A 26,350-nucleotide genomic window follows, 5' to 3' on the forward strand; every position below is an offset into this window, starting at 1 on the left:
TCAACCAAAAACTATCAATTCCAGCCTTTTACAGCACCACCTTTGAAAATTTCTTTGGCTTTGTCTTCTACTTCTTTAGACTGATACGCTTTTAAAAAGTTCTTCACTTTTTCATCATTCTTATTGTCTTCTCGTGAAACTACAACATTCATGTAGGGAGAATCTTTATCTTCTTTAAAAATTCCGTTTTTGTTGGCGTCTAATCCGGCTTGTGCTGCGAAATTATTGTTGATAATGGCAATTACTACTTCTTTATCATCTAAAACTCTCGGAAGTTGAGGAGCTTCAATTTCAAGAATTTTCAGCTGTTTTGGGTTTTCAGCGATGTCGGTTACTTTAGGCAATAATCCGATGCCGTCTTTTAATTTTAACAGCCTGTTTTTCTGTAAAAGAAGAAGAGAACGACCGCCGTTGGTTGGATCATTGGGAATTACAATCGTGCTTCCATTTTGAAGTTCACCAATGTTTTTTATCTTTTTTGAATAAGCGACAATCGGATAGACGAAAGTGTTTCCGATTACAGCTAATTTATACCCACGCTGTTTCGATTGTTCATTAAGATACGGTACGTGCTGAAATGCGTTGGCATCAATATCACCATTGTTCAAAGCCTCATTCGGAACTACATAATCGTTAAATGAAACGAGTTCAACTTCAAGATTATATTTCTCTTTGGCTACTTTTTTTGCAGTTTCGGCAATCTCCTGTTCAGGCCCGGAAGTTATCCCGACTTTAATGAAATTAGGATCATTTTTTTTAGGTGAACTACACGCTCCGAATAACAAAAATCCAGCTGCAAGACCTAAAATTTTTATTTTTTTCATTGTAAATTATTTTTTTATTAACTGTATAACTATAAAACTGTTTAAACTCAACGATGATCAAACCTCTTCGCCAATCGGTCACCCGAAAACTGGATGATAAACACCAAAGCTACCAACAAGCCAAGCACAAGATTCATAATCAAAGCATCATAACCGATATATCCGTATTGATACCCGATTTGTCCCAATCCACCTGCTCCGACCGCTCCACCCATGGCAGAATATCCGACCAAAGTGATTAAAGTAATCGTCGCATTATTGATCAATGAAGGCAAAGCTTCAGGCAGTAGAACTTTTTTAATAATCTGAAACGGTGTTGCTCCTAAAGCTCTTGCTGTTTCGATCAAACCATTTGGAATTTCCAAAAGACTGTTTTCAACTAATCTTGCGATAAATGGTGCTGCACCAATACTTAAAGGAACCAATGCTGCATTCATTCCGATGGAAGTTCCTACCAGAGATCTTGTAAAGGGAATCATCCAGACAATCAGAATAATAAAAGGAATCGATCTGAAAATATTAACCAAAACCGACAGAATTCTATTGTAAATAGTATTCTCTAAAAGCTGTCCTTTTCTTGTAATAAAAAGTAGAATTCCAATAGGAAGACCAAGCACGAAACCGAAAAATCCTGATACAAAAGTCATGTAAACGGTTTCCCAGACTCCTTTTGAAAGAAGTGAAAGTACAGTATCACTAAGCATATCCTTTTAAAGTATTTTGAATGTTATTCTGATTAAAGTAATAGATGGCTTTCTGATTTTCTTCACGTTCACCTTTCAAGTGTAGAAGAAGTTTTCCAAAATTGGAATCTCCCAAATATTCCACATCAGCTTTCAGAAGTTTGTATGGAATTTTATATTGATCGTAAATGATTGAAAGCAGTTCTTCAACGCTTATTTTTTCGTTTAATTCGATTTCAACCAGCGGAAAAAGTCCGGCTTGCGGCTCTTTCTGTAGTTTTTTGTTGAGTTCTTGCGGTATAGTCATAACACCTGAATTTAAAAATTGTTTGATGATAGGATTGTCTTTGTTCGAAATAATTTCGCTCAAAGTTCCTTTTGTTACTAATTGTCCTTTGTCGATGACGGCAACGTGGTTGCAGATCGCTTTGATGACTTCCATTTCGTGGGTGATCAGTAAAATCGTGATTCCCAAACGATGGTTGATGTCTCTCAGCAACTGCAAAATAGACTGCGTGGTTGCCGGATCCAACGCACTTGTCGCTTCGTCGCAGAGCAAGAGATAAGGATCGTTGGCTAAAGCTCTGGCAATGGCAACCCTTTGTTTTTGTCCGCCTGATAAGCTTTTCGGATAATCGCTTGCTTTATCTTCCAGTCCTACGATTTTCAAAAGTTCATTTACTTTATCACGGATTTTTTCTTTACTTAAATTATCCAGTTCCAGTGGAAGTGCAATGTTTTCAAAAACCGTTCTCGACGATAGCAAATTGAAATGCTGGAAAATCATCCCGATTTTTTTACGCTCTTTCGCCAATTGTTTTGATTTTAATTTTGTGAAATCGGTTCCGTTGATAATGATTTGTCCGTTATCCGGTCTTTCCAGAAGATTAACGGTTCTTATCAAAGTACTTTTTCCGGCTCCCGAAAATCCGATGATTCCTACGATATTACCTTTTTCAATACTGAGATTTATATTATCTAAAGCTTTAAAAGACTGTTTTTTCTGATGAAAAGTCTTTGATATATTTTTAATTTCTATCATTATATTTTTTAAAATTACATGGGTTGATAAGGTCTGCTGATTCTTCCGAAATGTCTTGCAACTCTTCTTATTTTTGCTTTTGAACGTTTTGAAAGTTTAAAATATTTGGTTACATTGGTTAATAAAACTCCGATTAAGATGATGGCTAATCCGTACAGTTGATTTCCGTTAATTGTTTGATTGGCAATGATAAATCCTGCAATAACGGTTACGATTGGGTTGATATAAGTATGCGTACTTACGATGGCTGCAGGTTTTACCGATAAAAGCCAGATGTAAGAAATATAGGCGATAATTGATCCGAAGAAAATCAGAAATAATAAACCCAACCACGCCGAAATTGGAATTGTCGCCACTGAAAATCCTGTCCATTCACTTCTGAAGAAGGCTACAGCAAATGAAGCTAAACCTGCCACAATCAACTGCTGCGAAATATTCATAAAGGTCGAATGATCCGCAGGATTTTTCTTTGAATACAAAGATCCCAAAACCCAGGCAACCGAACTTAATGCTAAAACGATAAATGCAGTAATCCGAAGCGAAGAGCTTACATTTTCGGTGTGCGAGTTGACGCTTCCGTTTAAGAATAAAATCAGTCCGGCAAATCCCAACAATAAGCCAATCGGAATAAATTTATCTGAAAAATAATAGCTCCAGTTTTTTTTATCGATTGCAATGAACCAGAAAGGACCTGTTGCAATCGTGATGGCAGCTTCAGAAGCCGTAACATATTGTTCGCCCCAGGCGACAAGCCCTGTTCCGCCCGTCAGAATCAGAATTCCGGTGACTGCATTTTTCCACCAGTTTTTTAATGAATTGGCTTTTTCGCCTTTTGCTAATAAATAGCCGATCAATAAAATTCCTGCAGCGAAAAATCTTAATCCTGAAAGAATAAAAGGCGGAAATCCGGTCAATCCGAATGATATGGCGAGGAAAGTGATTCCCCAAATGATATAAATATTGGCAAATGCTACAGGAACGAGCCATTTGTTTTTTAAATTAAAAGTACTCATGTTATTTTTTGTTTATCGGTTTTTGCAAATAAAAAAGGCTCTACAACGTGGTAAAGCCTTTAAAAATATGTCATAATAAAAAGTAAGGTCATCCACTAAAATTCACATATAAAGGCATACAGCATTGCATCATCATATCATTGATGTTGATCATTTTCATTGTATTGTATCTGAAATTTGTTTTCATTTTCATTTCCAAACTGATTACGAGTGCAAATATAAAACATATATTTTTATTAGTCTACTTTTTTAGTAGACTTTTTAATGATTCATATTTAAGCTTTTGATTTTTAGAGTTTTATTTTTTAAATTAAATTAATATTCATTTTTTATTTAAATTAAACTATTTTTAAAACATGAAAATTCAAATCATCAGCGATTTGCATCAGGAATTCGGCTCCACTGAATTATCTTTTGATAATGCAGATGTTGTGGTTTTAGCAGGTGACGTTAATTTAGGAACGAAAGGAATTGAGTGGATCAAAACTCAAATTCCAGGCAAGCCCATCATTTACGTTCTTGGAAATCATGAATATTACAAAGGTTCTTATCCGAAAACTTTAAATAAAATAAAAGAAGCTGCAAAAAATTCCAATGTATTTGTTCTGGAAGATTCTTTTGTAGATATTGAAGATGTAAGATTTCACGGAGCAACTTTGTGGACAGATTTTTCGATTTTTGGAAGTCCGATGGCTTATGGAAGTCTTTGCCAGACTCAGATGAATGACTATAAATTAATCAGAAGAGATCCTTCTTATTCTAAAATGAGATCTATTGATACCTTTAAAATTAATCAATTTTCAAGACATTGGCTGAAAGAAAGTCTGGAAAAGTCAAAAGGAATGAAAAATATTGTGGTTACACATCATGCACCAAGTCTGCAATCTGTTCCTGAAGATTTTAAAAATGATCCGGTCACTTCGGCATATGCTTCCAATCTTGAAGATTTTATTGAAGAACATCAACCATTGTATTGGGTTCACGGACACATTCACACGCCAGCAAGATATAAAATTGGTGAAACAGAAATTATCTGCAATCCGCATGGCTATATTACAGAAAAGTATAATGGCTATGAGAAAGAGTTGATGATTGAAATTTAATGCTACAACAATTTCATATGATGTTCCGGTTTAAAAAAATGTATATGATTTTTCAAAGTCCCGTAAAGTAAAAGCCTCCCATCTTCGTCTCTTTCAGCAAAGGTTTTAAGCCATGGAAATTATGAAGAATACAAGCATTCAAAACGGGATTATTCTGATTCCCGATTTCAGTGGATTCACTGAATTTGTGTTCAATACAAAACTTTATACCGGAGAATATATTGTAAGACAACTACTTTCTATTTTGATTGACGTAAACAATCAGTATTTTGATATTTCTGAAATTGAGGGCGATGCGATTTTGTTCTATAAATACGACCAAAAGCCTTCCTACCAAAAAGTTTCTAAGATGCTTCGAAATATGAGAAATGCTTTCAATATGAAAATTCTGGAACTGAGCGAAATGTTGAATACCACCATCGAATTATCATTAAAATTTATCGTCCACTACGGAAAATTTACGCAATACAACATCGGAAGTTTCAAAAAACTATACGGGAAACCCATTGTAGAAGCTCATCAAATGCTGAAAAATGATTTGGCTGAGCAACCTTCTTATGCTTTGTACAGTCATTCTTTTTTGGAGAATTCTCAGAAGGATGAAGCTGATTCAAATAAAGAACCGATGCAGGTATCAGAAGTAGGGGCGATTCAATATTTTGGAAATATAGAGTAGTAAATTTATTTATTGTTATTTGCTTTAATACATTAGGCAAATTACAAAAACCGTTTTTATTACCAAGTGTCTTAATCTATAGTTTGATGATAATATGATGAAATGAAATAATCAGTCATTAGTATTATTTTTAAAACTAAATAGCAGAGGTTTTAATATGAACTAAATTTGGATGATTCCAAAAAAAATCCCGACTTTTGCACCCCTCTCAATAATTCCGAATATTCATGAAACTTTGTATTGCCGAAAAACCCAGCGTTGCCAGAGATATTGCCAAAGTATTGGGCGCAACCATGCCTAAACAGGGCTATATGGAAGGAAACGGCTACTGCGTGACATGGACTTTCGGACATCTTTGCACCCTTAAAGAACCTCATGATTACGGTCCTCAATACAAATCTTGGAATTTGTTTTTGCTGCCGATTATTCCCACTAATTTCGGAATAAAATTAATTCCGAATCAAGGGGTTGAAAATCAGTTTAAAGTTATAGAAAGATTGGTCGCCGAATGTGATGAGGTCATCAATTGCGGGGATGCCGGGCAGGAGGGAGAACTCATTCAGCGATGGGTTTTGCAGAAAGCAAAATGCGACAAACCCGTACAGCGTTTGTGGATTTCATCATTGACGGAAGAAGCCATTAAAGAAGGTTTTCAGAAATTGAAACCTGCTGAAGATTACAAAAATCTTTACCTCGCAGGAAATGCAAGAGCGATAGGAGATTGGTTGTTGGGAATCAATGCCACAAGGCTTTTTACAAAAAGATTTGGCGGAAACAAAGCCGTTTTGTCCATTGGAAGAGTGCAGACTCCTACTTTGGCGATGCTGGTTCAGCGTCAGAAAGAAATTGATGCATTCTCCACCGAAGAATATTGGGAACTGAAAACTAAATACCGTGACGTTATTTTCAATGCTGCAATCGACCGTTTAAAAACTTTAGACCGAGCCGAAAAAGGTTTGGAATATCTGAAAGTGAATCCTTTTGAGATTATTTCATTTGAAATTAAAGAAGGAAAAGAAAAAAATCCGAGACTGTTTGATTTGACCGGACTTCAGGTTGAAGCCAACAAAAAATTCGGGTATTCTGCAGACAGCACTTTAAAATATATTCAGAGTCTTTACGAGAAAAAGCACGTGACCTATCCGCGTGTCGATACGACGTATCTATCCGAAAGTTTATATCCTAAAATCGGCGGAATTCTTCAAAGCATGGTCATTTATAAAGATTTAATTTCGCCTTTGCTGGAACAGCCAATTCCAAAATCGAAAGCAGTTTTTGATGATGCAAAAGTGACGGATCACCACGCAATTATTCCGACCGAAATTCCGCCGACACAAAATTTAAGCAGAGAAGAAAAACTGATTTATGATTTAATTGCGAAGCGTTTTATCGCTGTTTTTTATCCTGAATGTAAAATTTCTAACACTTTGGTGGAAGCTCAGGTGGGAACAATTCCGTTTAAAACAAGTGGAAGACAGATTCTCGAGCCGGGCTGGAGAGCTGTTTATGCAAAAGATGCCAAAGAAGAACCGACCGATAAAGAAAAAGATAAGGAAGAAGAACAGACTATTCCTGAATTTAAAGTTGGAGAAACCGGACCGCACGAACCAATGATTCATCAGGGAAAAACTTCTCCACCAAAAGCTTATACCGAAGCAACTTTACTTCGAGCTATGGAAACTGCCGGAAAGCAGGTCGACGATGAAGAACTTCGTGAAATGTTGAAGAACAACGGAATTGGTAGACCTTCAACCCGTGCTAATATTATTGAAACGCTTTTCAAAAGAAAATATATTGAAAGGAAAAAGAAAAACTTAGTTGCGACTTCAACAGGAATTCAGCTAATCGATACGATTGAAGATGAATTATTGAAAAGCCCTGAATTGACAGGGGAGTGGGAATTGAAGCTTCGTAAAATAGAGAGTGGTGAATATGAAGCCAATCAGTTCAAAGATGAATTGATTCAAATGATCAGAGAACTCACCAAAAAAGTCGTCGACGGAAAAGCGAAAGTCTTCACCTTGCATGAAGAAAAAGAAGAGGTTAAAGAAAAGAAAAAACGTGAACCTGCCGTAAAAAAAGAGCTGCAGTCCTGGGAAGAAACAAAATGTCCGAAATGCAAAGCATACCATCTGATGAAAGGAAAAACCGCAGTCGGATGTTCCGATTTTAAAAACTGCGGATTTAAAGTTTCATTTGATATTTTTGGCAAAAAGCTTTCCGATAAACAATTAATGGATTTAGTTTTAAAAGGAAAAACTTCAAAGTTAAAAGGCTTCACCACACATCCGGAAAGTTTAAGCGAAGGAATAATCTCATTATCTCCTGAATTTATAATTCATTTGAATTCATAATCAATTGATTAATATACCATTTGTCATTTCGAAGGAATTTAGTTTATTTATTGGATTTTTACAGTTGGGATTCCGTCGGAATGACAAAAAATATGATAATTTAATCATTAAATTTTAATCATTACTTCAAATAAAGTCTCATTCTCGCTTCATACTCGGGCTTGGTTTTCAAAAATTTCCAAATTTTCTTATCATCGGGATTACTGATTCTGTAATAAATAATTTTATCAGCAGAATATTTAAAATAAGGATGATTTTTCAGCCATTCTTCGGGAGCGTCTACCAAAGTGTGTCGTTCAACGTTCGAATTGTCGAGTGGAGCAATACTTAATAATTTCTGAACCAATTCTTTGTCAATATTGTAGGTTTCGAGAATCTGATTTTTCGTCATAAATCCGCCCAGTTTTTTTCTGAAACCAATCATTGAACCTGCACTTTTTTCGTCCAAGCCAAATTCTAATAGCTGTTTGAATGTAACAGAATTCATATCTGTTTTTGAGAAATCTGTTTTTTCCTGTTTAAACTCGGGCTTCTTATCATTAGAATTTTTTGCCATTGTGGAAGCATTGAGTTTGATGTAAGGTTTTAATTCTTCAAACTTTTCTGCTGAAATGACAAAGCAATTTTTAATATCATCTAAAGTTTTAAAGCTTCCTTTCAAATTTCTATCACGGTAATTTACAATCACAGTCGCCTGTTTTTCAGAAAATCCCAAAGCCATCCAACCGTTCACATCCAGGGTATTCGGATCAAAAGAAGTTTGTGGAGTTTTAAATTTAAAAGATTTTGATTTTCCTGCATAAGCATCAAAATTGGCAGGAGTTTTTGCAGGTAAAATAAGATAGGGTTCAAGTTTCGCATAGTTTTCTTCATTGATAATAAAGCACTCTTTAAACTTTTCTTTGCTCACAAAACTTCCACCGAGATAACTTTTGTATTTCAAAATGGCGGCAGATTGTTTCTCAGAAAATCCCATATTTTCCCAATCAGATTGTGAAAGCTTATCCGGATTAAATTTTCTTGTGATGTTTAAAGTTTTCTTTTCATAATTTTTAAATCCAGAATTTCCTTTTGCTTCAGAATTGGTTTCAGGAAGTAAGATTAATGTTTGAAGTTGAGCGAATTTTTCCTCAGAAACCGCATAACATTTTTTGAATTGCTCTTTGGAAAGAAATTTTCCACCGACAATTTTCTTATATTTTAAAATCGTTACCGTTTGCTTTTCAGAAAAGCCGAGCTTTTGCCATTGGTTTTCGTCTAAATCATTCGGATCGAACTCAGACAGGGATTCAGTTGGTAAATCTTCGGAGATAAAAGTAAGTTCGGGAAATTTTTCGTCGCCTTTTTCTGTATAATTTTGAAAGATACTGAGTGCAAGAAACAGTATTCCCAAAACTGCTATCTTTTGATAGTAATTTTTTTTCATCATTTGTATTTTATGTTTTTGAAATAATTTTAATTTCTCAAAATCATCATACAATAAAGATATGAATTAATTTAATTCACTACTTAATAAAATGAAAAAAAAATAACAATTAAATATCTGTTTATTAGATTGTTGCAGTCTCAGCTTGGTATTGGGATAAATGGTGATCTAAATGATTTTCAGATAAAAGAACTTAATCGTCAATTACATAACGGCTCAGAAATTAATTTAATAGAAAAAATAAAAAAAATTAAGATGTACTTTTTCTGTTAGTGAAAATTTGTACAATTGAACCTAAAAAGATTCCGATTACTGCACTCAATAAGAATGTATTAATCTTAAAAACTACGCCCAAAATAATCATGATCAATGCGATTCCGGCCATAATCATGCTTTGTTTCATGCTTTTAAATTTAAACATTTTAAAATGTATTTTATTCAGAATCCTTTTCTACTAAAGATTCTTTCAGTTTTAATAATTCAGCTTTTACAAATTCTAATCGGTCGATTAAAGTAACAGTTTCCGAAATTTTTGAGTTGGTGGTCAACGCAATTCTCGCTCCGTCAAGGGTATACCCTTTTTCTTTTACCAAATGATAAATGATTTTCAGGTTCTTAATATCTTCAGGAGTAAAATAGCGGTTTCCTTTTTTGTTTTTTTTAGGCTTGATAATCGGGAATTCTTGTTCCCAATATCGTATCAATGAAGCGTTTACGTCGAAAGCTTTTGCAACTTCGCCAATTGAATAATACAGTTTGTCGGGTAAATTTGTCTTCATTTTAAATCCTGAAAATTCAAAGATAAATATTTTTTAAACTACACAGCAAATCGTAAATTGTAAACTTTAAATTTTAGAAGAATGAAAAATATATGGAGTCTGGGTTTAGTTGGTTTGGTTTTAGCATTACAGAGTTGCAAATCAACAAATTATACTACTATGTTTTATGAAAATACAGAACCGAAATTAGTTTCAGATAAATTTAAATTTACAGAAGGTCCTGCAACAGATCAATCAGGAAATGTTTATTTTACCGATCAGCCGAACGATAAAATTTATGTTTGGGACTGGAAAACAGACAAAATTTCAGTTTTTTTAGATAAAACAGGTCGTGCAAACGGAACTTATTTTGACAAACAAGACAATTTAATTACCTGTTCGGATAATAAAGGAGAAATTTGGAAAATCTCAAAAGATAAATCAATCGAAGTTTTGTCTAAAGGTTTTGAAGGAAAAAGACTAAATGGACCAAACGATTTATGGTTAGACAAAAATGGGGGAATTTATTTTACTGATCCTTTATATAAAAGAGATTACTGGGAAGATTTTAAAGTAGAAATTCCTGAAAAAAATCTGTATTATCGAAATAAAAACGGAAAAATCTCAAAGCTTGAAACTTTTGTTCAACCGAATGGAATTATCGGAAGTACAAAGTATAAAAAATTATATGTTTCAGATATTGATGCCGGAAAAACCTATGTTTATGATATTTTAGGCGAAGGAAAATTGTCTGAGAAAAAATTATTCTGTGAAATGGGTTCAGACGGAATGACTTTGGACCAAGAAGAAAATCTCTATTTAACAGGAGATGGAGTAACGGTTTTCAATTCTAAAGGTGAAAAAATTCATCACATCAAAATCCCGGAAGATTGGACTGGAAATGTGACTTTTGGTGGCGAAAAAAATAACATTCTTTTTATTACTGCCTCAAAATCTGTCTACACTTTGCCAACAAAAACATCGGCTTTAAAATAGATTTAGGATAAGGATGAGGTTTAGCGAAACATTCTGTCAAACTAAACCTCAGTCTTAATCTAATAAGCTACCTCCATTTTTACCTTTTTACCTTTTAGTTTTTCAGTGCTTAATTTTTTAAGTAATTCTCTTACTTTAGATCTTGAAACGGCAACATAAGACGTCGTATCTTTTACTTCAATAAGACCTAAATCTTCTTTTTGCAGTTCACCTTTCTTGATTAAATATCCAACGATATCTACTTTATTCACTTTATCTTTTTTTCCGGCACTGATGTAAATCGTTTGAAATGGCGGATTGGCAGGAACTTTTGAAAATTCTTTAACAGATTCTTCAGGTGTATCTTTTTTAATGAAAGGAAATTTTTCATCTTCTGTCATCACAATATAGGCGAAACCTTTCGCATTCATTCTTGCAGTACGACCGTTTCTGTGAATGAAAGCATCTTCTGTTGTCGGCAACTGATAATGCACAATAGATTCTACTTCCGGAACGTCTAAACCTCTTGCCGCTAAATCTGTAGTAATTAAAACTCTCGCTGTATCATTTCTGAATTTCAGCAAAGCACGTTCTCGTTCATCCTGTTCCATCCCGCCGTGGAAAGTTTCTCTGGCAATTCCTTTATCTAAAAGCAAATCAGCAATACGGTCAACAGTTTCTCTGTGATTACAGAAAATCAGCGTTCTTTTATTCCCGATTTTACAAATAAGATGAAATAAAGTATCAAGTTTTTCCTCAGAAAGCGTCATTACTTTTCTCAGCTGAATATCAGGCTTGTGTTCTAGTTTTAAGAAATCAACGAGTTTTTCGTTTTTTAATCCAGTAAACTTTGGAATTTCGTTCATGGAAGTTGCGGAAGTAAGAATTCTTTGATAAAGATTGTACATATTTTCGATAATGTATTCCATATCATCATGAAAACCAAATTCTAATGCTTTATCAAATTCATCAAGTACAAGATTTTTAATTGTTTTAACGTCGAGATTTTTATTTCTCATGTGATAAGCAACTCTTCCCGGTGTTCCGATCAGTACAGCAGGAGCTTCCTTGAGATTATTCATTTCAATCTTTTTATCGTGACCACCGTAGCAAACCGTCACCTTAAAATCTGTTCCCATCGATTTGAAAACCTGTTCAATCTGCAATGCCAATTCTCTCGCCGGAACCAAAATTAAGGCCTGAATTCCTGTAGATTCTTTCTTTAAATTTCTTAGAACCGGAAAAAGAAAAGCAAGTGTCTTCCCAGATCCTGTAGGTGAAAGCAATACAACATCTGTATTGTTTTCAGTAGTTTTGTATGTAGATTTCTGCATTTGATTCATATCCTGAATCTGCAGTTTTTGATAGATAGCTTCTAATTCCATTTTGCAAAGGTAAGTGAAAAGAATTTTTGTAGAAATTTTTAAATTAATTTAAAGAACTTTACATCAAAATATTTAAAGAACTAAAATAAAGTAAAAGTAAAAAGAGCAAAGTAAAAGTAATTTCAACTCTAAAACCCTAAAACCCAATATGACTCACGAGAAAAGAAAACTCATGACCGACAGTTTCAAACGCTCTGAAACTTTAAAATTTTATAAAGCCGAACTTTTAGAAGTAGAAACAGATTTCGTCTCCATTAAAATTCCAAAAATGGAAATGATGACTAGAACTGCCGGAATGTTTAATGGAGCAATGATTGCCTCTTTGGTAGATATTTCTTCAGGCTATGCTGCAGTAAGTCATTATGAACAAGATTGTTATGTCGTAACGGTTGAATTGAAAGTTAATTATCTCCGACCTGCTATTGGCGATGCTTTAGTTTCAAAAGCGTATGTTGTAAAAGGAGGAAGTAAAATTAGTGTGATCAGAACAGAAATTTATACAGTAAATGAAGATCGTAGTTCAGAAAGTCATGTCGCAACTTCTCTCGTCACCATGATGAAAATTAAATAATCTCAATAATTATTGGAACAGCTTTTGTTAAAATCAATGCATTAAAATTAAAAACTATGAATATACTTATCCGACTTTTTATCACGGCAATTGTCGCTTTTTTACTTACAAAAATTCTTCCGGGTGTTCATTTTGACGGCTTCGGTGGAGCGGTTATTTTTGCCATCGTTCTAGGAGTTTTAAACCTTATCTTGAAACCAATTTTGAGTCTTTTTGGTCTTCCGTTGACGATTATTACTTTAGGATTTTTTGCTTTGGTCATCAATGCAATAATTATTTTAGTTGCAGATTATTTTATAGATTCTATGAAAGTTGATGGCTTTTGGTGGGCATTTATTTTCAGTATTGCTTTATCAATAATTACTTCATTGGCGAATTCAATGTTTGCAGATAAAGATTAGTTTTAAAAATATTATCATATTCATTATTATAAAAGTGGAAACAAAAAGTTTTCACTTTTTTGTTCTTTAAGGTTAAAAAATTTCAAAAATATTATATATTTTGTGTAAATTTATTACGAAAATGATGGTGTGTTTTAGTTATTGATAAAGAATGAGATAATGTTTTATTTTTGTGTTAAATAATTTTTAATAAATTATAAATAAATATTTATGATTATTTATTTTGTAATAAAAAAGTATTATTTTTGCAAAAAAAATATTTGTATTTGATTTTAATTGATTTTTAACTTTTTTCACCAAATTAATGACAAAATATTTACACATTTTCCTGCTATTGGTAGGCGTTTACTCCTATTCTCAGGTTATTACTGATATTAAAGTAAAAGATGCTGCAGGTAACGAAAATTTTCATGTTACTTGTACCAATGATCTTGACGCAAACGGATGCATTCCTCTTCATGTGGAATTTCCTGTTTTAAAACAAACAAATACTTATCAAGTTACACAGGGAACGTATGATCCTGCAATTCCTTTGAATCAGGGAACTTCTTTGAATGCCAACTTTGATGATGTTTTTACTTCTAAAATAGATTTGCCTTTTAAATTTTGTTTTTTTAATCAATATTTCGAATCTGTTGTTATTGGTTCAAACGGAATGGTAACTTTTGATCTGAATCAACAAGGAAATATCAATTATCCCAATATTATTTGGCAAAATCCTGATCCTGGTCTTCCGAAAAATTCGATTTTTGGGGTGTATCACGATATGGTTTTTTCTGCAGGAGATAGTTCGGAAATTTACTATTCAACGGTAGGAACAGCTCCGAATAGAAAATTCGTAATCAATTTCTATGATGGAAGAGTTGCAGGTTGTACCGATCGCTCTTCATCACAGATTGTTTTGCACGAAACTACAAATATTGTGGAGGTTTTTGTAGATAAAAAACTGACGCCGTGTGCAACCAGAAAATTTGAAAATTCATTAATCGGAATTATTAATGATGATGGAACTGTAGGGTATTCTCCAGCTTCAAGAAATACCGGAAATTGGCAGGCTTTGCAGGAATCCTGGAAATTTACTCCAAATGGGAATATTATTCAGCCAACAGTTACTTGGACAAATTCTGCAGGGCAAACGGTAGGAACAGGAATTCAGACAACGGTTTGTCCTACTCAAAACGAAGTTTATACAGCAAATGTAAATTTTAATATTTGTGGAAATAGTAATTTGGCTCTAACTGATGATTTTATCCTTGATTTTGATTCTACATATCCGATTTCAAGAAATTATACTCAGGATTTTTGCGGAAATGCTCCGGTTCAGCTTAACTTAAATGATTTTAAACCTAATGTAACCTCACAGAATCCTGCGAATTTTAATTTTACATTTCATAATTCTTTAGCCGATGCACAGAATAATCAAAACAGTATTTCTACGAATTATTCGTTAAATGCAAATACGGTTTTATATGTGAGAATTCAGAATCCTAATGTTCCTGGATGTTTCAGAGTGGCGGTTCTTACTTTGAATTTTTTAACTAAAAATCTTTTGATAGACACCGTTTCGGTTTGTGATACGAATAATGATGGTGTAGAACCTGCCTATGATCTTACACTTTTAAATAATCAGTTTTTTCCTGCAGGAGGTACCAATATTGCCTATTTTCTTTCGCAATCAAATGCTCAGAACAATACCAATGCGGTCACAGCACCTAATATTACTCCTACAACGAAAGTTTGGGCGAGAGTTCAGTACGGAAGTTGTACGTATGTTTTGGGGCCAATAAGTTTTGCCTTCAAACCGGGCGTAAATGTCAATTCTCCTATTTCTTTTCCTTACACGATGTGTGATATCAATGCAGACAATAAGGAGCCTTTTGATTTTGCTTTAAATTTAGGACCTTTGATTTCTCCTCAAGGCGGGGTAAGTTTCTCGGCTTACGAATCTTATGCAGCAGCTTACAATCAATCAGGACCAGTTTTAGAACAAATAAAAAAAGGAATATATACTATTTTTATCAGGGTGCAGATTCCAGGAGGGTGCTTTACGGTTGTTCCTGTGAATATGAATATCACTTTTACTGAAATTTTAGCCAACGATAAAAATGAATATATCTGTTTTAACGGTACAGAAGATGTTACTGTGAATCTCAGCGCTTTGTCAGCTAATATGCTTACTTCACCATTGACGGTTCCTTTCACGAAGTTTTATGAAATTTTTGACGATGCGATGGAAGATCAAAATCCTATTTCTCCAACGCAAATCATTACAGAAAACGGAAGCTTGGTAACAAAAACTTTCTATGTTCGTTTTGAAGAAAGTGAAGATTGTTATACCGTTCGGGCGATTAATGTTTATTTGGTACATCCGGTTATTGTAAGTTCAAATTTTAATATTTGTGATTTTAATAATGATAATACAGAAAATATTGATTTAACACAATTTTCAGGAGCGATTATCGGAAATCAAAATGCTACAACTACTTTTTACCTCACTCAAGCTGAAGCACAAAGCGGAAATAACGCAGTGACGACCGTAAATCTTGTAGGAACTAAGCAATATTTCGTAAAAATCAACTCGTATAATTGTACGCAAATCTATCCTATTACGGTAAGTTTGGTTTTAACTCCGGCCGTGAATTCTGTTGTAAATATTTCTCTTACCAATATCTGTGATAATAATAATGATGGAGTAGAACTGTATAATCTTTTATTGGCTCAACCTCAAATTTACAATGGTTCTGCAGGTGTTATGTTTACTTATTATACTTCATACAATCCTACAACACACGCTTTTTCAGGACAAATTACGAATCCGGGTGAATTTCCGGTTCAGGGAAATGCAACAGTTTATGTGAAAATTAAATTTAATAATAGTGAATGTTTTTCTGCTTCACAGGTCAATATTCAGATGACCTTTTTGCCGACTGTTGTTTTAATAAATAATGCAGTTTTAAATGCTTGTGATGAAGAATTTAATTTAAATGAAACTTTTGTTTTAAGTGATGCGGTTTCGCAAATGTTTGTTGCTTCTCAAAACACATATCAACTTTCTGATATGAATATTTCTTACTACAATACTTTAGCAGAAGCAAATGCAGGAAATCCTTCCAATCAGATAGGAAGCAGTATTGTCACTACGGTTTCATCGGTGCAGGTGTGGGCGAGATTTCAGTCTAAAACAACGGGCTGTTTTTCTGTAGCGCCGATTCAGTTGAATACCTATTTCCCTCCAAAAGCAATCAATTCAAGCATAATAATTTGTGATGATAATTTGGATGGAATTTATGAAGTAAATCTGATGAATTACACCAATTTGTACGTTGATATTCCGAATGCAATCAATACTTTTACTTTTTATCTGACTCAAAATGATGCGCAAAATGGTACAAACCCAATTGCAAATCCTCAAAACTTTACGGCAAATCCTTTTCCACAGCAAATTTGGGTAAAAGTGATGAATATTCCGGGGTGTGATGATATTGCAACAATTAATTTCATTATCGGAAATAAAATTGTGCTTCAAAATTCTGGACCATTTTTATTAAATAATGTTTGTGATACTTTAAATGACGGAATAGAAATCGTAAATCTTACCCAATTTCAACCTCAGATTTATTCAGGAAACAATGTCGCTTTTACATATTATCCGTCTTTAGCTGATTTAAATTCAGGAACTAATGCTATTACAAACCCAGCAAACTACTCTTTTAACCAAAATGGAGGATCAGATACAATTTACGTTAAAGTGATTGTTCCCGGATTGTGTCCTGAAGTGGCGACCATTAAAATTTCTCTTAAACAAGTTCCGTTTTTTGAAATTCCGACACAATTTTTCTGCCCGGATGCAACATTCAGCTACACTTTAAAAGTTGAAGGTCATACTATTGTCAGTTATGTCTGGACAAATCCTGCAGGACAAATAGTATCTAATACTGATACTTTGGTTAATGCAGGAGTAGTGGGAACTTATACAGTAACAGTAACTTCTGATAACGGATGTTCTTACACGGCAACTTTTGAGGCAAAGCATTATGATGTTCCTGTAATTCAGAATATGGTGGCAAACGGAAGTACTTATACCATAACTGCGACAGGTTCACAACCAATCATTTATTCAATAGACGGAATTACCTGGCAGTCAAGTAATGTTTTCTACAATTTACCGACAGGAATTACCACATTCTACGTGAAATATGTCGAAGGAAAATGTATTGTAAAACAGGATGGAGTAATTTTAGATATTAAAAATACAATTACGCCAAACGGAGACGGCTTCAATGATAAATGGATCATCAGAAACCTTCATGTTTTCGGAACTAAAATGACCAACGTAAAAGTATTTGACCGTTATCAATACTTGATTTTTGAGCAAAATACAAATACTCAAATTGTATGGAATGGAACAATTGCCGGAAGACCAATTCCTACGTCAAGCTATTGGTACGTTATTACACTTCCTGACGGCAGAACCTTTACAGGGTGGATTTTAGTAAAAAACAATAATTAAAATTTTTAAGTAATTAATAGACAAAACCTCATTGATTTTTAGTGAGGTTTTGTTGTGTAAAATGTTTATCACAAGGCTCAACAACATGGAAAATTTCCCTCCTCTGGAGGGGTGGATTAATTTTCTTAGAAAATTAAGATGGGGTGGTTAAATAAGATAACAAGTAACCCGCAAATTTCTTAAAAAGTATGCTCTTAAAAACCACCCCGTCAAAAATTCTTTCGAATTTTCGCCACCCCTCCAGAGGAGGGGAATTTCATCACATTGCATATTTTATTTCTTTATTTGCAGGGATTTTCTAATTTGAATATCTTTAAAACCACAAAAAATCCAACAACAATCAATTATATAATGACTTTCCAACAACAAATACAGCAGGGAATTCCCACCGAATTACCTCAGCCAAAACCATACGAAACCCACATCAACCACGCTCCGAAACGTAAAGAAATCCTTTCAGACGAAGAAAAAAAACTCGCTCTGAAAAATGCTTTACGCTATTTCGAACCCAAATTCCACGCAGAATTGTTGTCGGAATTTAAAGAAGAACTGGAAAAATACGGCAGAATTTATATGTACCGCTTCCGTCCGGATTATGAGATGAAAGCAAGAGATATTGCCGAATATCCAGGAAAATCTGAGCAGGCAAAAGCCATTATGCTGATGATTCAGAACAATCTGGATTATGCAGTGGCGCAACATCCGCACGAACTGATTACGTACGGAGGAAATGGTGCGGTGTTCAGCAACTGGGCGCAGTATCTTCTAACGATGAAATACCTGTCGGAAATGACAGACGAACAGACGTTGACAATGTATTCCGGTCATCCGATGGGATTGTTTCCGTCGCACAAAGATGCACCGAGAGTGGTCGTAACGAACGGAATGATGATTCCAAACTATTCCAAGCCGGATGATTGGGAAAAATTCAATGCGCTGGGTGTTTCGCAGTACGGACAAATGACGGCCGGATCTTATATGTACATCGGTCCGCAGGGAATTGTGCACGGAACGACGATTACCGTTTTAAATGCTTTCAGAAAAATCAATAAAGAACCAAAAGGCGGATTATTTGTCACTTCAGGTCTGGGCGGAATGTCCGGCGCTCAGCCAAAAGCCGGAAATATTGCAGGTTGTATTACGGTCATTGCAGAAGTGAATCCGAAGATTACCAAAATCCGTCACGAACAGAAATGGGTGAATGAAATCCACGAAAATCTGGATGAACTGGTGGCGAGAGTTAGAAAAGCGCAGGAAAATCAGGAAACAGTTTCTTTGGCTTACCTTGGAAACATCGTCGATATCTGGGAGAAATTGGATGAAGAAAATTTAAGAATCGATATCGGTTCAGACCAGACTTCGCTTCACAATCCTTGGGCGGGCGGTTATTATCCGGTCGGGCAGACCTTTGAAGAATCCAATAAAATGATGGCAGAAAACCCTGAATTATTCAAAGAAAAAGTTCAGGAAACCTTGAGAAGACACGCTTCCGCCATCAACAAACATACAGCAAAAGGAACCTATTTCTTCGATTACGGAAATGCCTTTTTACTCGAAGCTTCCAGAGCCGGAGCCGACGTGATGTCAGACAATCCAACAATTGGAAGAGAGTTCAAATATCCATCATACGTTCAGGATATTATGGGACCGATGTGTTTTGATTATGGTTTCGGGCCGTTCCGTTGGGTTTGTACCAGCGGAAAACCTGAAGATTTGCAGAAAACCGATGATATTGCGTGTGCTGTTTTAGAGGAAATGATTAAAACATCGCCGGAAGAAATTCAACAGCAAATGAAAGACAATATCACGTGGATTAAAGGTGCTCAGGAAAACAATCTGGTCGTTGGTTCGCAGGCGAGAATTCTGTACGCCGATGCAGAAGGCAGAATGAAAATCGCTGAAGCCTTCAACAAAGCCATTGCCAACGGAGAAATCGGAGCGGTGGTTTTGGGAAGAGACCATCATGATGTTTCGGGGACGGATTCGCCGTACAGAGAGACTTCCAACATTTATGACGGCTCGAGATTTACGGCAGATATGGCGATTCACAATGTGATTGGCGACAGTTTCCGTGGCGCAACCTGGGTGAGCATTCACAACGGTGGAGGCGTTGGCTGGGGCGAAGTGATCAACGGTGGTTTCGGGATGTTGCTCGATGGAAGCGATGATGCTGACAGAAGATTAAAATCAATGCTTTTCTGGGACGTGAACAATGGAATTTCCCGAAGAAGCTGGGCAAGAAATGAGGGTGCTGTTTTCGCGATTAAAAGAGCAATGGAAGCTGAACCGAATTTGAAAGTGACGTTGCCGAATTTTGTGGATGATAGTTTGTTTTAAAACTTTTTAGATATGGAAAAACCTGCTGTGAGGCAGGTTTTTTTGTTTTAGAATGGTAAACAATTATAATATTAATTATTATTTTTTAATTGTTTAATCATCTCTTTAATTGTTATATTATTTAGCTTTAAATATATTGGACTTGAATTGTCATTATTTTTTCGAATATGTAGTAATTCATTATACAGTGTTCCGAGGAAATAATATATTTCAGGAATTATTATGTCTGTATTTTCTCTTGCAAAATCAAGCTTAGCTACTGTAGTATGAGTTTCAAGAAAATCATTTTGTAGCTCCGCTGGAAGTTGATTATAAATATTTTGTTCTACAAGAATTCTACAAGCTATACAAACAGAGATTGGATCATAGTTCTTTTTGCCACTAACATAATTATCAAAATATTTAAGAACGCTTTTCTTAAACTCTCCCGAATTACAAAGCTGTTCATTAACATTTCCCAATTTTTGAATCGTAAACTCGGACTTTGCATCGTTTTCAATATTAAAATCTGCTGGGTTAAAATGAAGAAAATAACTGCTTATAGTGTCTTCATACGTCTTAGTTTTTGTATTATTTCTTGATATTACAATATTTTCAATTCCTCTATCAACAGCTCCTTTCCAACTTAGCAAATAATGAACTTTTTGTTTAGAAAAGAAGTAATTCTTAAAATAATATGGATTTAGATGTGTTAGAATCATAGGAAAAAACTGAATCTCTCTCTTCTGAAAAAATTCAATAAATTTTGTAATATAAAATTGTACTGCTAACAAATTAGCATCGTCAAGATAGTCAAATACTTCATCAATAATTAGTATGGTTGGTTTTCCTCGGAAATTTGATTGAGTTTTAAGAAGACATCCAATAAATGAAATTACATCTCGTTCCCCGTTTGAAATGTCTGTAGCTTTAGGAAATTCAATTCCAAGGTTTTTTTGAACTATTACGGTTTTCTTTTTTATTTTCCTAGTTATATTGATTTCTTTAGGTTGAATATTTTTCCATGTTGCTTTAAAAGAGTTGAAAAGAGTTAATATCCTTTCTTTCTGAATGCGATATTGATTATAATTAAATAATTTATAAAAATCATTTTTGTTACTTTTATATAGCTCGATTAGTTGTATAGCTTCAAGAATATTTTCTGCTTTTGATTTGTTTTGGAATCTCTCAAGCAACGTAACTATCTGATTAACGAATTCATTATTCAAAATATCTAAATGATGTAAATTTAATTCGTTAATGATTTCATCTTTTTTTCCAGATAGGTTTTTAACAATTATTTTGTAATCATTTATAAACTTTTGATGTTTAACTAAATCAAACTTATCTAATATGTTCAAATTTGAAAGTCTTGTAAGAAATTGTGGATTTATTAAAAGTCCTGATAAATCAACCCATATTTGTCGATTATCTGAAATAGAATTTCGAAATTTTGTAATTTGATAAGGTAATTCAAACTTCTCTGGTATGTTTTCAACGATATATATATTTTCAACTTCTATAGTAGGACTAGTTATGTGGTTACCCTGAATTTTTCTATAATTAGCTTCTGGCTTTAATAAGCTTTTGATAACTTCAATATCAAATATTTTTGAAATTTCATTTTTATCTTTATTTGCAGTTAATGTTGTTTTAGAGTTATCATCATTAGTAATTTCAATTTCTAAAAGGTATTCTAATTCCGGATTTCCCTTATGATAATTTTTTTCTTCTACTTTTAATCTATCTCTATTCAAAGATTTAAAAGTGGTTGCCAATGAACTTTTACCAAAACCATTTGGTGCTACTAAAAAATTTGGCATATATGGGTTAATAGTTGCAGAGAATGTTAGTTTTTCTATACCTTTTATATTTTCGATATTAATACTGTTGATACTTTTCATTTGATGTATTAGTTTAATGTTTTTAATGACAATTCAAATATAAATATTATCAGCTGTTTACAAATACGGTTTTCCATAATCTCAATCACAAAATTTTTAATTTTTCAACTTTAATCAAAACTACCCGCATCCGCAGAAACTCACAAACATGCTTAAGACAAACCTCCTGCAACTGCATTTTGTTTAAAACAACCTTGTTTGTAAGCTCCTGCAATTGCATGAAGTCTCCCACAAGTTGCGGGGGAACTTCATGCAACTGCATTTTATTCCCCACAAAATGTTTTAAACTAAATGCAGAATTATTTATATTTGTTTTGAGTAATTAATACATTTTTAACAAACAAACACATTAAACGATGAAAATTTCATTAGTGAGACTGAGCACTAAAGATCTTGCGACTTTGGCTCAAAGAATTATTACCAACATTCAGTCAGGAAAATATCCTGTGATTTCCAATCATCCCCTTACCGCAACTCTGCAGAATTCCTACATCGAATACGACGCAGTCTACACCAAGCAAATCTACAGCGGAAAAGGAAAAGATGTTGCCACGGCAGACCATGAGAGGGACGTCGCCTACACCAATCTTAAAGCTTTTCTGGACGGTTACCGAAAGCTGCAGACTGCACCCAATTATCAGTCGGCGGAGGATTTGTACGGAGTTTTCAAAACTTTAGGGCTTGATCTCGACCGCTTAAGCTATTCCTCACAAACCGCACAGATGAAAAAGCTGATTGAAGCTTTGGAAAGTCCGGAAAACCAACAGAAGATTGCGTTTCTATCTCTGAACACGGCTTTCGCAGATATGAAAACAAAACACGAAGCTTTTGAAACCATCTTTGGCGAACAGGCAGAAGCCAATGCCGACCTCAGACAGATGACCAGCGCAAGCGCCATCCGCCGCGATCTGGAGAAAAACCTCAAAACCTATCTGAATCTGCTGACCGCCATGAAAGACGTCCCCGATTGGAAACTCCTCTACAGCGATACCAACGAACTGGTAAAAGCAGCGAAAAATTCAGAAGTAAAAAGGAAGGAAGAAAAACCGGAATAAACAAAAAGACTCAGCGGAATGCTGAGTTTTGTGTTTGATAAAATAAGCGTAATGTTTGTCATCCTGAATGGATCTCGAGACGAATCACTCCGTGCTACCTTTCTAATACTATGCTGAGATCCCTACGGGATGACAAACTGTGCGTGAAAGCAGAACTACAAACTGTGCTCTGCTATGACCGAACAATCAGAAAGAATAACCACAACGCTTGTCATCCTGAAAGGATCTAAACCCGAATTGCTCCATGCAACTTTTCTAATACTAAGTTGACCCTACGGGATGACAAAGTGTGTGAAAGCTTTTGGGGTAAGCAGATTTCATAACCACAACGTTTGTCATCCTGAAAGGATCTAAACCCAAATAGTAAAAATCACACATGATGTGGTATGAATTATATATATTGCCTAAATTAAAAAACAACACATAATGATTGAATTTACTGAAGGAATATATACATTTTACATTTATATTCTCACCAATAAAAACAAAACTGTTCTATATACAGGTGTAACAAATAATCTAAATAAAAGATTATACCAACATAAGACGAAGGTAAATCCTAACTCATTTACCGCAAAATATAATGTAGAATTCTTGGTTTACTATGAAAAATTTGGATGGATTCAACAAGCAATTGAACGGGAAAAAGAAATAAAAAATTTATCTCGGATTAAGAAATTAGAGCTGATAAGAATTCAAAATCCAAATATGGATTTTTGAATGATTGGTTTCAATAAGAGTTTTAATTATCATTGTGGAAGTTTTAAGCTAAAACATCTCTAATAAAACGTTTAGATCCCTACGGGATGACAAACTGTGAGTAGGAGTATGTTTACAGGTTTTGTTCCACAAAAAAAGATGAGCGCAACGTTTGTCATCCTGAAAGGATCTAAACCCGAATCACTCCATACAACTTCTCTAATACTACGCCGAAATCCCTGCGGGATGCCAAACTGTGTGGAATATGATATGTAAAAGTTAGTTAAGAAACCTATTTATTCCCTTTAAATGTTACACCTAAAGAAAATACAGGTTTGGTAAACTGATTTCCATTGATAAAATCGCCTTTCCCGAATACAAACTGATAAGCTGCCCGTGACGTAAGATAAATTCCAATTTCATCTTCTGTAATTGTCGCTAATTTAAAGGAAAAATCCAGTCCGCCCTGAACATTGTAGAAAATATCACGACTGAGTTTTTTAGGAACTTCATATTCATTTACCAGCCAAATTCCTTCAACTTCATTATAAGAGGTTGCGGTTGTTCTTTCATCAGGATTGACAAGGCTAAGAAAGTACACACCTGTAGAAAGGTAAGTACTCAAAACAATTTTTTCGGTATTGATGAAATCATTCTGCGCCAAAACGTTCAGAATAATGTGATTGGATCGTGTTCTGTCTGCTGGATAACCGAAATTTTCACTGTATTTTTTGCTGGTAAAACTTACTGCTCCACCCAATGATATTCGGTCGTTGAGGTATGAGCGTACATGGATATGCGCTGCCGGTTGATATTTATAAATGGTAGGCTGCAGTTCGGCTCCGGCAAAGACAGCTATCTTTTCTTTTTGTGCAAAAAATAACTGACAGCTTAATAAAAGTCCTAAAATATAATGTGTTTTTTTCATGACTCAGAGTTTTTGGGTTTAACAGAGATGAATAGAAAATTACTTAAAAAATATTTATTATTCCTCTTTATTAATAAGACTCTGAAATTCTGGAAAGGTTGCCTTAGAAGCCAGATATTTTGTAAATGTCCGTCAGTTCGAGTAGGTTTTGAAGAAAACCGTATCGAGAACTTTTTGATGAGCCGATAAATTCTGTTATTAGGCTTGCGGGTTCTCGATACATTTTTCTTCGTTTCACTACGAAAACACTCGAACTGACGGTACCAAACAAGTTTTCGAAGCGTTGCGTCAGTTTGGGTAGGTTTTTGAAGAAAACTGTATCGAGAACCTGTTGTTTGACACACGGGTTTTGTGCTTCGGTTCACTGGTTCTCGATACATTTTTCTCTGTTCCACTCCGAAAAACACTCAAACTGACGGTATTTTCGCTGCAGATTATAGCAAATATATCAATGAAAGTAAGTATTAAATTAATATTTTTGAAATATGAAATTACTAACCGTTAAACGAACAAAAAATTCATTGCAGTTAATTGATGAAAATGAATTTCTGATTGGAGAGCGTTTATCGGGATTTTTTGCAGGAGCAAATGAGCGATTAAAAATAAATGACAATATTTACAAAATAAAACATTCAGGCTTTTTGTATCGTAATACCAAATTTTTTGACAGCAGCGGAAAATTAGTTGTAATGATTGATTTCGAAAAAGACAGGTTATTTTATTACGGTCAACCCTATACTGAAATTTACATTTTAAAATCTAACGGCTGGTCGAATGGGTCACAATCATTACATAATTTTTATAACGACGAGTTCATAATGAGATTTGATTGCAAAAGGTCATTTTTCAAATCACGATATGAAATTCAGATAAAAGAAGATTTTACCAACTCAATCATAATTCTGGCTTTTTTACAGTTCAATATAAAAGACCTGGAAGACTAATTAAATAAAAAAAGAAAAATGAAAAAACTAGGAATCATCGGCTGCGGCTGGCTCGGAAACCACATCGCAGAACGTTTATCAAATCAATACGAAATTTTCGCAACAACAACTACTGAAGCTAAAGTTGAAGAATTTAAAAAGAAAGGATATCAGGCAACATTGGTTAGTTTTCCTAATGAATTGGATGCCGAAATGAAAGAATTGGAAGCCGCATCAGACTTAGATGCTATCATCGTCAGCGTTCCGTTTTCTGGAATCAGAGGTGTTCAAATTCCTATGAATGACAAAAGACAAAACCTGCTGAACTTCCTTGGAGATTTTAAAGGTCAGCTATTTTTAGCAAGTTCGACGGGCGTTTATCCGGAAACTGAAAAAGAATTTACAGAAGACGATCAGTCTGCAAAAGATGTGGAAAGTGAAAGTTTTATTTTAGATAAATTTCCACAAACCAATATTCTGAGATTGGCTGGATTAATGGGCGATCAAAGGCTTTTAAAGAATTATAATATTTCCAATCTGGATCAGTTGGTGAATCATATTCATTACGCAGATATTTGTTCGGTTGTTGAAAAGATGCTGGATAATAAGTCGGAATCTAAAGTTTATAATGTTGTTGCTCCGATTCATCCAAACAAAGAAGAGGTGATTAATGCTCAGAAAGGTTTGCCTTACGATGGCGAGAGAACAGATGTGGGAAGAACTATTTCTCCTGCAAAATTAATTGAAGAACTTGATTTTGAATTTCAATATCCTGATCCGAGATATTTTCATTTGTAGAATTGA

At 34.4% G+C, this 26,350-nt stretch carries 22 protein-coding genes; 12 read left to right on the forward strand and 10 right to left on the reverse strand.

The annotated features are described in order from the left end of the window. Positions 1 to 14: 14 nt before the first annotated feature. From metQ to OEA66_RS16540, 4 genes are read right to left on the reverse strand one after another with little or no spacing between them, the layout of a single operon-like run. Entirely contained in the window at positions 15 to 824 is an 810-nt protein-coding gene (metQ, locus tag OEA66_RS16525) for a methionine ABC transporter substrate-binding lipoprotein MetQ (protein ID WP_267282417.1), read from the reverse strand. A 47-nt stretch (positions 825 to 871) separates the two neighbouring features. Continuing rightward, on the reverse strand, positions 872 to 1,528 hold the full coding sequence (gene metI, locus OEA66_RS16530) for a methionine ABC transporter permease MetI (protein ID WP_129534458.1): 657 nt from the start codon (positions 1,526 to 1,528) through the stop codon (positions 872 to 874). Then, a complete protein-coding gene (locus tag OEA66_RS16535; RefSeq protein WP_267282418.1) occupies positions 1,521 to 2,549 on the reverse strand; it encodes a methionine ABC transporter ATP-binding protein in 1,029 nt (342 codons plus the stop codon). The genes metI and OEA66_RS16535 overlap by 8 nt, the downstream gene beginning before the upstream one ends. A gap of 14 nt (positions 2,550 to 2,563) precedes the next feature. After that, the gene (locus OEA66_RS16540) at positions 2,564 to 3,562 is read right to left on the reverse strand and encodes an EamA family transporter (RefSeq protein ID WP_267282419.1); all 999 of its coding nucleotides are present in this window, start codon (positions 3,560 to 3,562) and stop codon (positions 2,564 to 2,566) included. Between the two features lie 356 nt (positions 3,563 to 3,918). Between OEA66_RS16540 and OEA66_RS16545 the strand changes: the two genes are divergently transcribed. The 3 genes from OEA66_RS16545 to OEA66_RS16555 all read left to right on the forward strand — a co-directional run bounded on the left by OEA66_RS16545 (position 3,919) and on the right by OEA66_RS16555 (position 7,695). Continuing rightward, positions 3,919 to 4,665, forward strand: coding sequence for a metallophosphoesterase (locus OEA66_RS16545; protein ID WP_267282420.1), 747 nt, complete (start codon positions 3,919 to 3,921; stop codon positions 4,663 to 4,665). A 121-nt stretch (positions 4,666 to 4,786) separates the two neighbouring features. Next, positions 4,787 to 5,341 (forward strand): DUF2652 domain-containing protein, encoded by a 555-nt coding sequence (locus tag OEA66_RS16550; RefSeq protein WP_267282421.1) that lies wholly within the window; start codon positions 4,787 to 4,789, stop codon positions 5,339 to 5,341. Between the two features lie 227 nt (positions 5,342 to 5,568). Continuing rightward, complete coding sequence (locus OEA66_RS16555; RefSeq protein WP_267282422.1) at positions 5,569 to 7,695, forward strand: type IA DNA topoisomerase; 2,127 nt, start codon at positions 5,569 to 5,571, stop codon at positions 7,693 to 7,695. Between the two features lie 121 nt (positions 7,696 to 7,816). Here the strand turns inward: OEA66_RS16555 and OEA66_RS16560 are convergent, their stop codons facing one another. From OEA66_RS16560 to OEA66_RS16570, 3 genes are all read right to left on the reverse strand, one after another. After that, positions 7,817 to 9,124: a ComEA family DNA-binding protein gene (locus OEA66_RS16560; RefSeq protein ID WP_267282423.1), complete on the reverse strand. Its 1,308-nt coding sequence runs from the start codon at positions 9,122 to 9,124 to the stop codon at positions 7,817 to 7,819. A 247-nt stretch (positions 9,125 to 9,371) separates the two neighbouring features. Then, complete coding sequence (locus tag OEA66_RS16565) at positions 9,372 to 9,524, reverse strand: hypothetical protein (RefSeq protein ID WP_267282424.1); 153 nt, start codon at positions 9,522 to 9,524, stop codon at positions 9,372 to 9,374. 31 nt (positions 9,525 to 9,555) lie between these two features. Then, positions 9,556 to 9,900, reverse strand: coding sequence for a MerR family transcriptional regulator (locus OEA66_RS16570; RefSeq protein ID WP_047445952.1), 345 nt, complete (start codon positions 9,898 to 9,900; stop codon positions 9,556 to 9,558). An 81-nt stretch (positions 9,901 to 9,981) separates the two neighbouring features. Between OEA66_RS16570 and OEA66_RS16575 the strand changes: the two genes are divergently transcribed. Continuing rightward, positions 9,982 to 10,875, forward strand: a complete 894-nt coding sequence (locus OEA66_RS16575; protein ID WP_267282425.1) for an SMP-30/gluconolactonase/LRE family protein — start codon at positions 9,982 to 9,984, stop codon at positions 10,873 to 10,875. Positions 10,876 to 10,934: 59 nt separating this feature from the next. Here the strand turns inward: OEA66_RS16575 and OEA66_RS16580 are convergent, their stop codons facing one another. Continuing rightward, positions 10,935 to 12,239, reverse strand: coding sequence for a DEAD/DEAH box helicase (locus OEA66_RS16580; protein WP_267282426.1), 1,305 nt, complete (start codon positions 12,237 to 12,239; stop codon positions 10,935 to 10,937). A 148-nt stretch (positions 12,240 to 12,387) separates the two neighbouring features. On the opposite strand from OEA66_RS16580, the gene OEA66_RS16585 reads away from it, so the two are divergent. From OEA66_RS16585 to hutU, 4 genes are all read left to right on the forward strand, one after another. After that, a complete protein-coding gene (locus OEA66_RS16585) occupies positions 12,388 to 12,810 on the forward strand; it encodes a PaaI family thioesterase (RefSeq protein ID WP_267282427.1) in 423 nt (140 codons plus the stop codon). A gap of 56 nt (positions 12,811 to 12,866) precedes the next feature. Next, on the forward strand, positions 12,867 to 13,211 hold the full coding sequence (locus tag OEA66_RS16590; protein ID WP_267282428.1) for a phage holin family protein: 345 nt from the start codon (positions 12,867 to 12,869) through the stop codon (positions 13,209 to 13,211). Between the two features lie 304 nt (positions 13,212 to 13,515). Continuing rightward, on the forward strand, positions 13,516 to 17,721 hold the full coding sequence (locus OEA66_RS16595) for an FIDD domain-containing protein (protein WP_267282429.1): 4,206 nt from the start codon (positions 13,516 to 13,518) through the stop codon (positions 17,719 to 17,721). A gap of 351 nt (positions 17,722 to 18,072) precedes the next feature. Beyond that, positions 18,073 to 20,058, forward strand: coding sequence for a urocanate hydratase (gene hutU, locus OEA66_RS16600; RefSeq protein ID WP_267282430.1), 1,986 nt, complete (start codon positions 18,073 to 18,075; stop codon positions 20,056 to 20,058). Between the two features lie 71 nt (positions 20,059 to 20,129). Here hutU and OEA66_RS16605 read toward each other — a convergent pair whose 3' ends face one another. Next, positions 20,130 to 21,941, reverse strand: a complete 1,812-nt coding sequence (locus OEA66_RS16605; RefSeq protein ID WP_267282431.1) for a hypothetical protein — start codon at positions 21,939 to 21,941, stop codon at positions 20,130 to 20,132. Positions 21,942 to 22,297: 356 nt separating this feature from the next. On the opposite strand from OEA66_RS16605, the gene OEA66_RS16610 reads away from it, so the two are divergent. Together OEA66_RS16610 and OEA66_RS16615 are read left to right on the forward strand one after the other, a co-directional pair. Then, positions 22,298 to 22,996, forward strand: a complete 699-nt coding sequence (locus OEA66_RS16610; protein WP_267282432.1) for a DUF6261 family protein — start codon at positions 22,298 to 22,300, stop codon at positions 22,994 to 22,996. Positions 22,997 to 23,422: 426 nt separating this feature from the next. Continuing rightward, positions 23,423 to 23,716, forward strand: coding sequence for a GIY-YIG nuclease family protein (locus OEA66_RS16615; RefSeq protein WP_267282433.1), 294 nt, complete (start codon positions 23,423 to 23,425; stop codon positions 23,714 to 23,716). Between the two features lie 271 nt (positions 23,717 to 23,987). Here the strand turns inward: OEA66_RS16615 and OEA66_RS16620 are convergent, their stop codons facing one another. Then, a complete protein-coding gene (locus OEA66_RS16620) occupies positions 23,988 to 24,623 on the reverse strand; it encodes a hypothetical protein (RefSeq protein ID WP_267282434.1) in 636 nt (211 codons plus the stop codon). 485 nt (positions 24,624 to 25,108) lie between these two features. Here OEA66_RS16620 and OEA66_RS16625 point away from each other — a divergent pair, with 485 nt between their 5' ends. Together OEA66_RS16625 and OEA66_RS16630 are read left to right on the forward strand one after the other, a co-directional pair. Beyond that, positions 25,109 to 25,567, forward strand: a complete 459-nt coding sequence (locus OEA66_RS16625) for a hypothetical protein (protein ID WP_267282435.1) — start codon at positions 25,109 to 25,111, stop codon at positions 25,565 to 25,567. Positions 25,568 to 25,585: 18 nt separating this feature from the next. After that, the gene (locus OEA66_RS16630) at positions 25,586 to 26,344 is read left to right on the forward strand and encodes an NAD(P)-binding domain-containing protein (protein WP_267282436.1); all 759 of its coding nucleotides are present in this window, start codon (positions 25,586 to 25,588) and stop codon (positions 26,342 to 26,344) included. Positions 26,345 to 26,350: the final 6 nt, after the last annotated feature.

Origin of the sequence: Chryseobacterium luquanense (genome assembly GCF_026460945.1) — a bacterium.
GTDB classification, from domain to species: Bacteria; Bacteroidota; Bacteroidia; order Flavobacteriales; family Weeksellaceae; genus Chryseobacterium; species Chryseobacterium luquanense.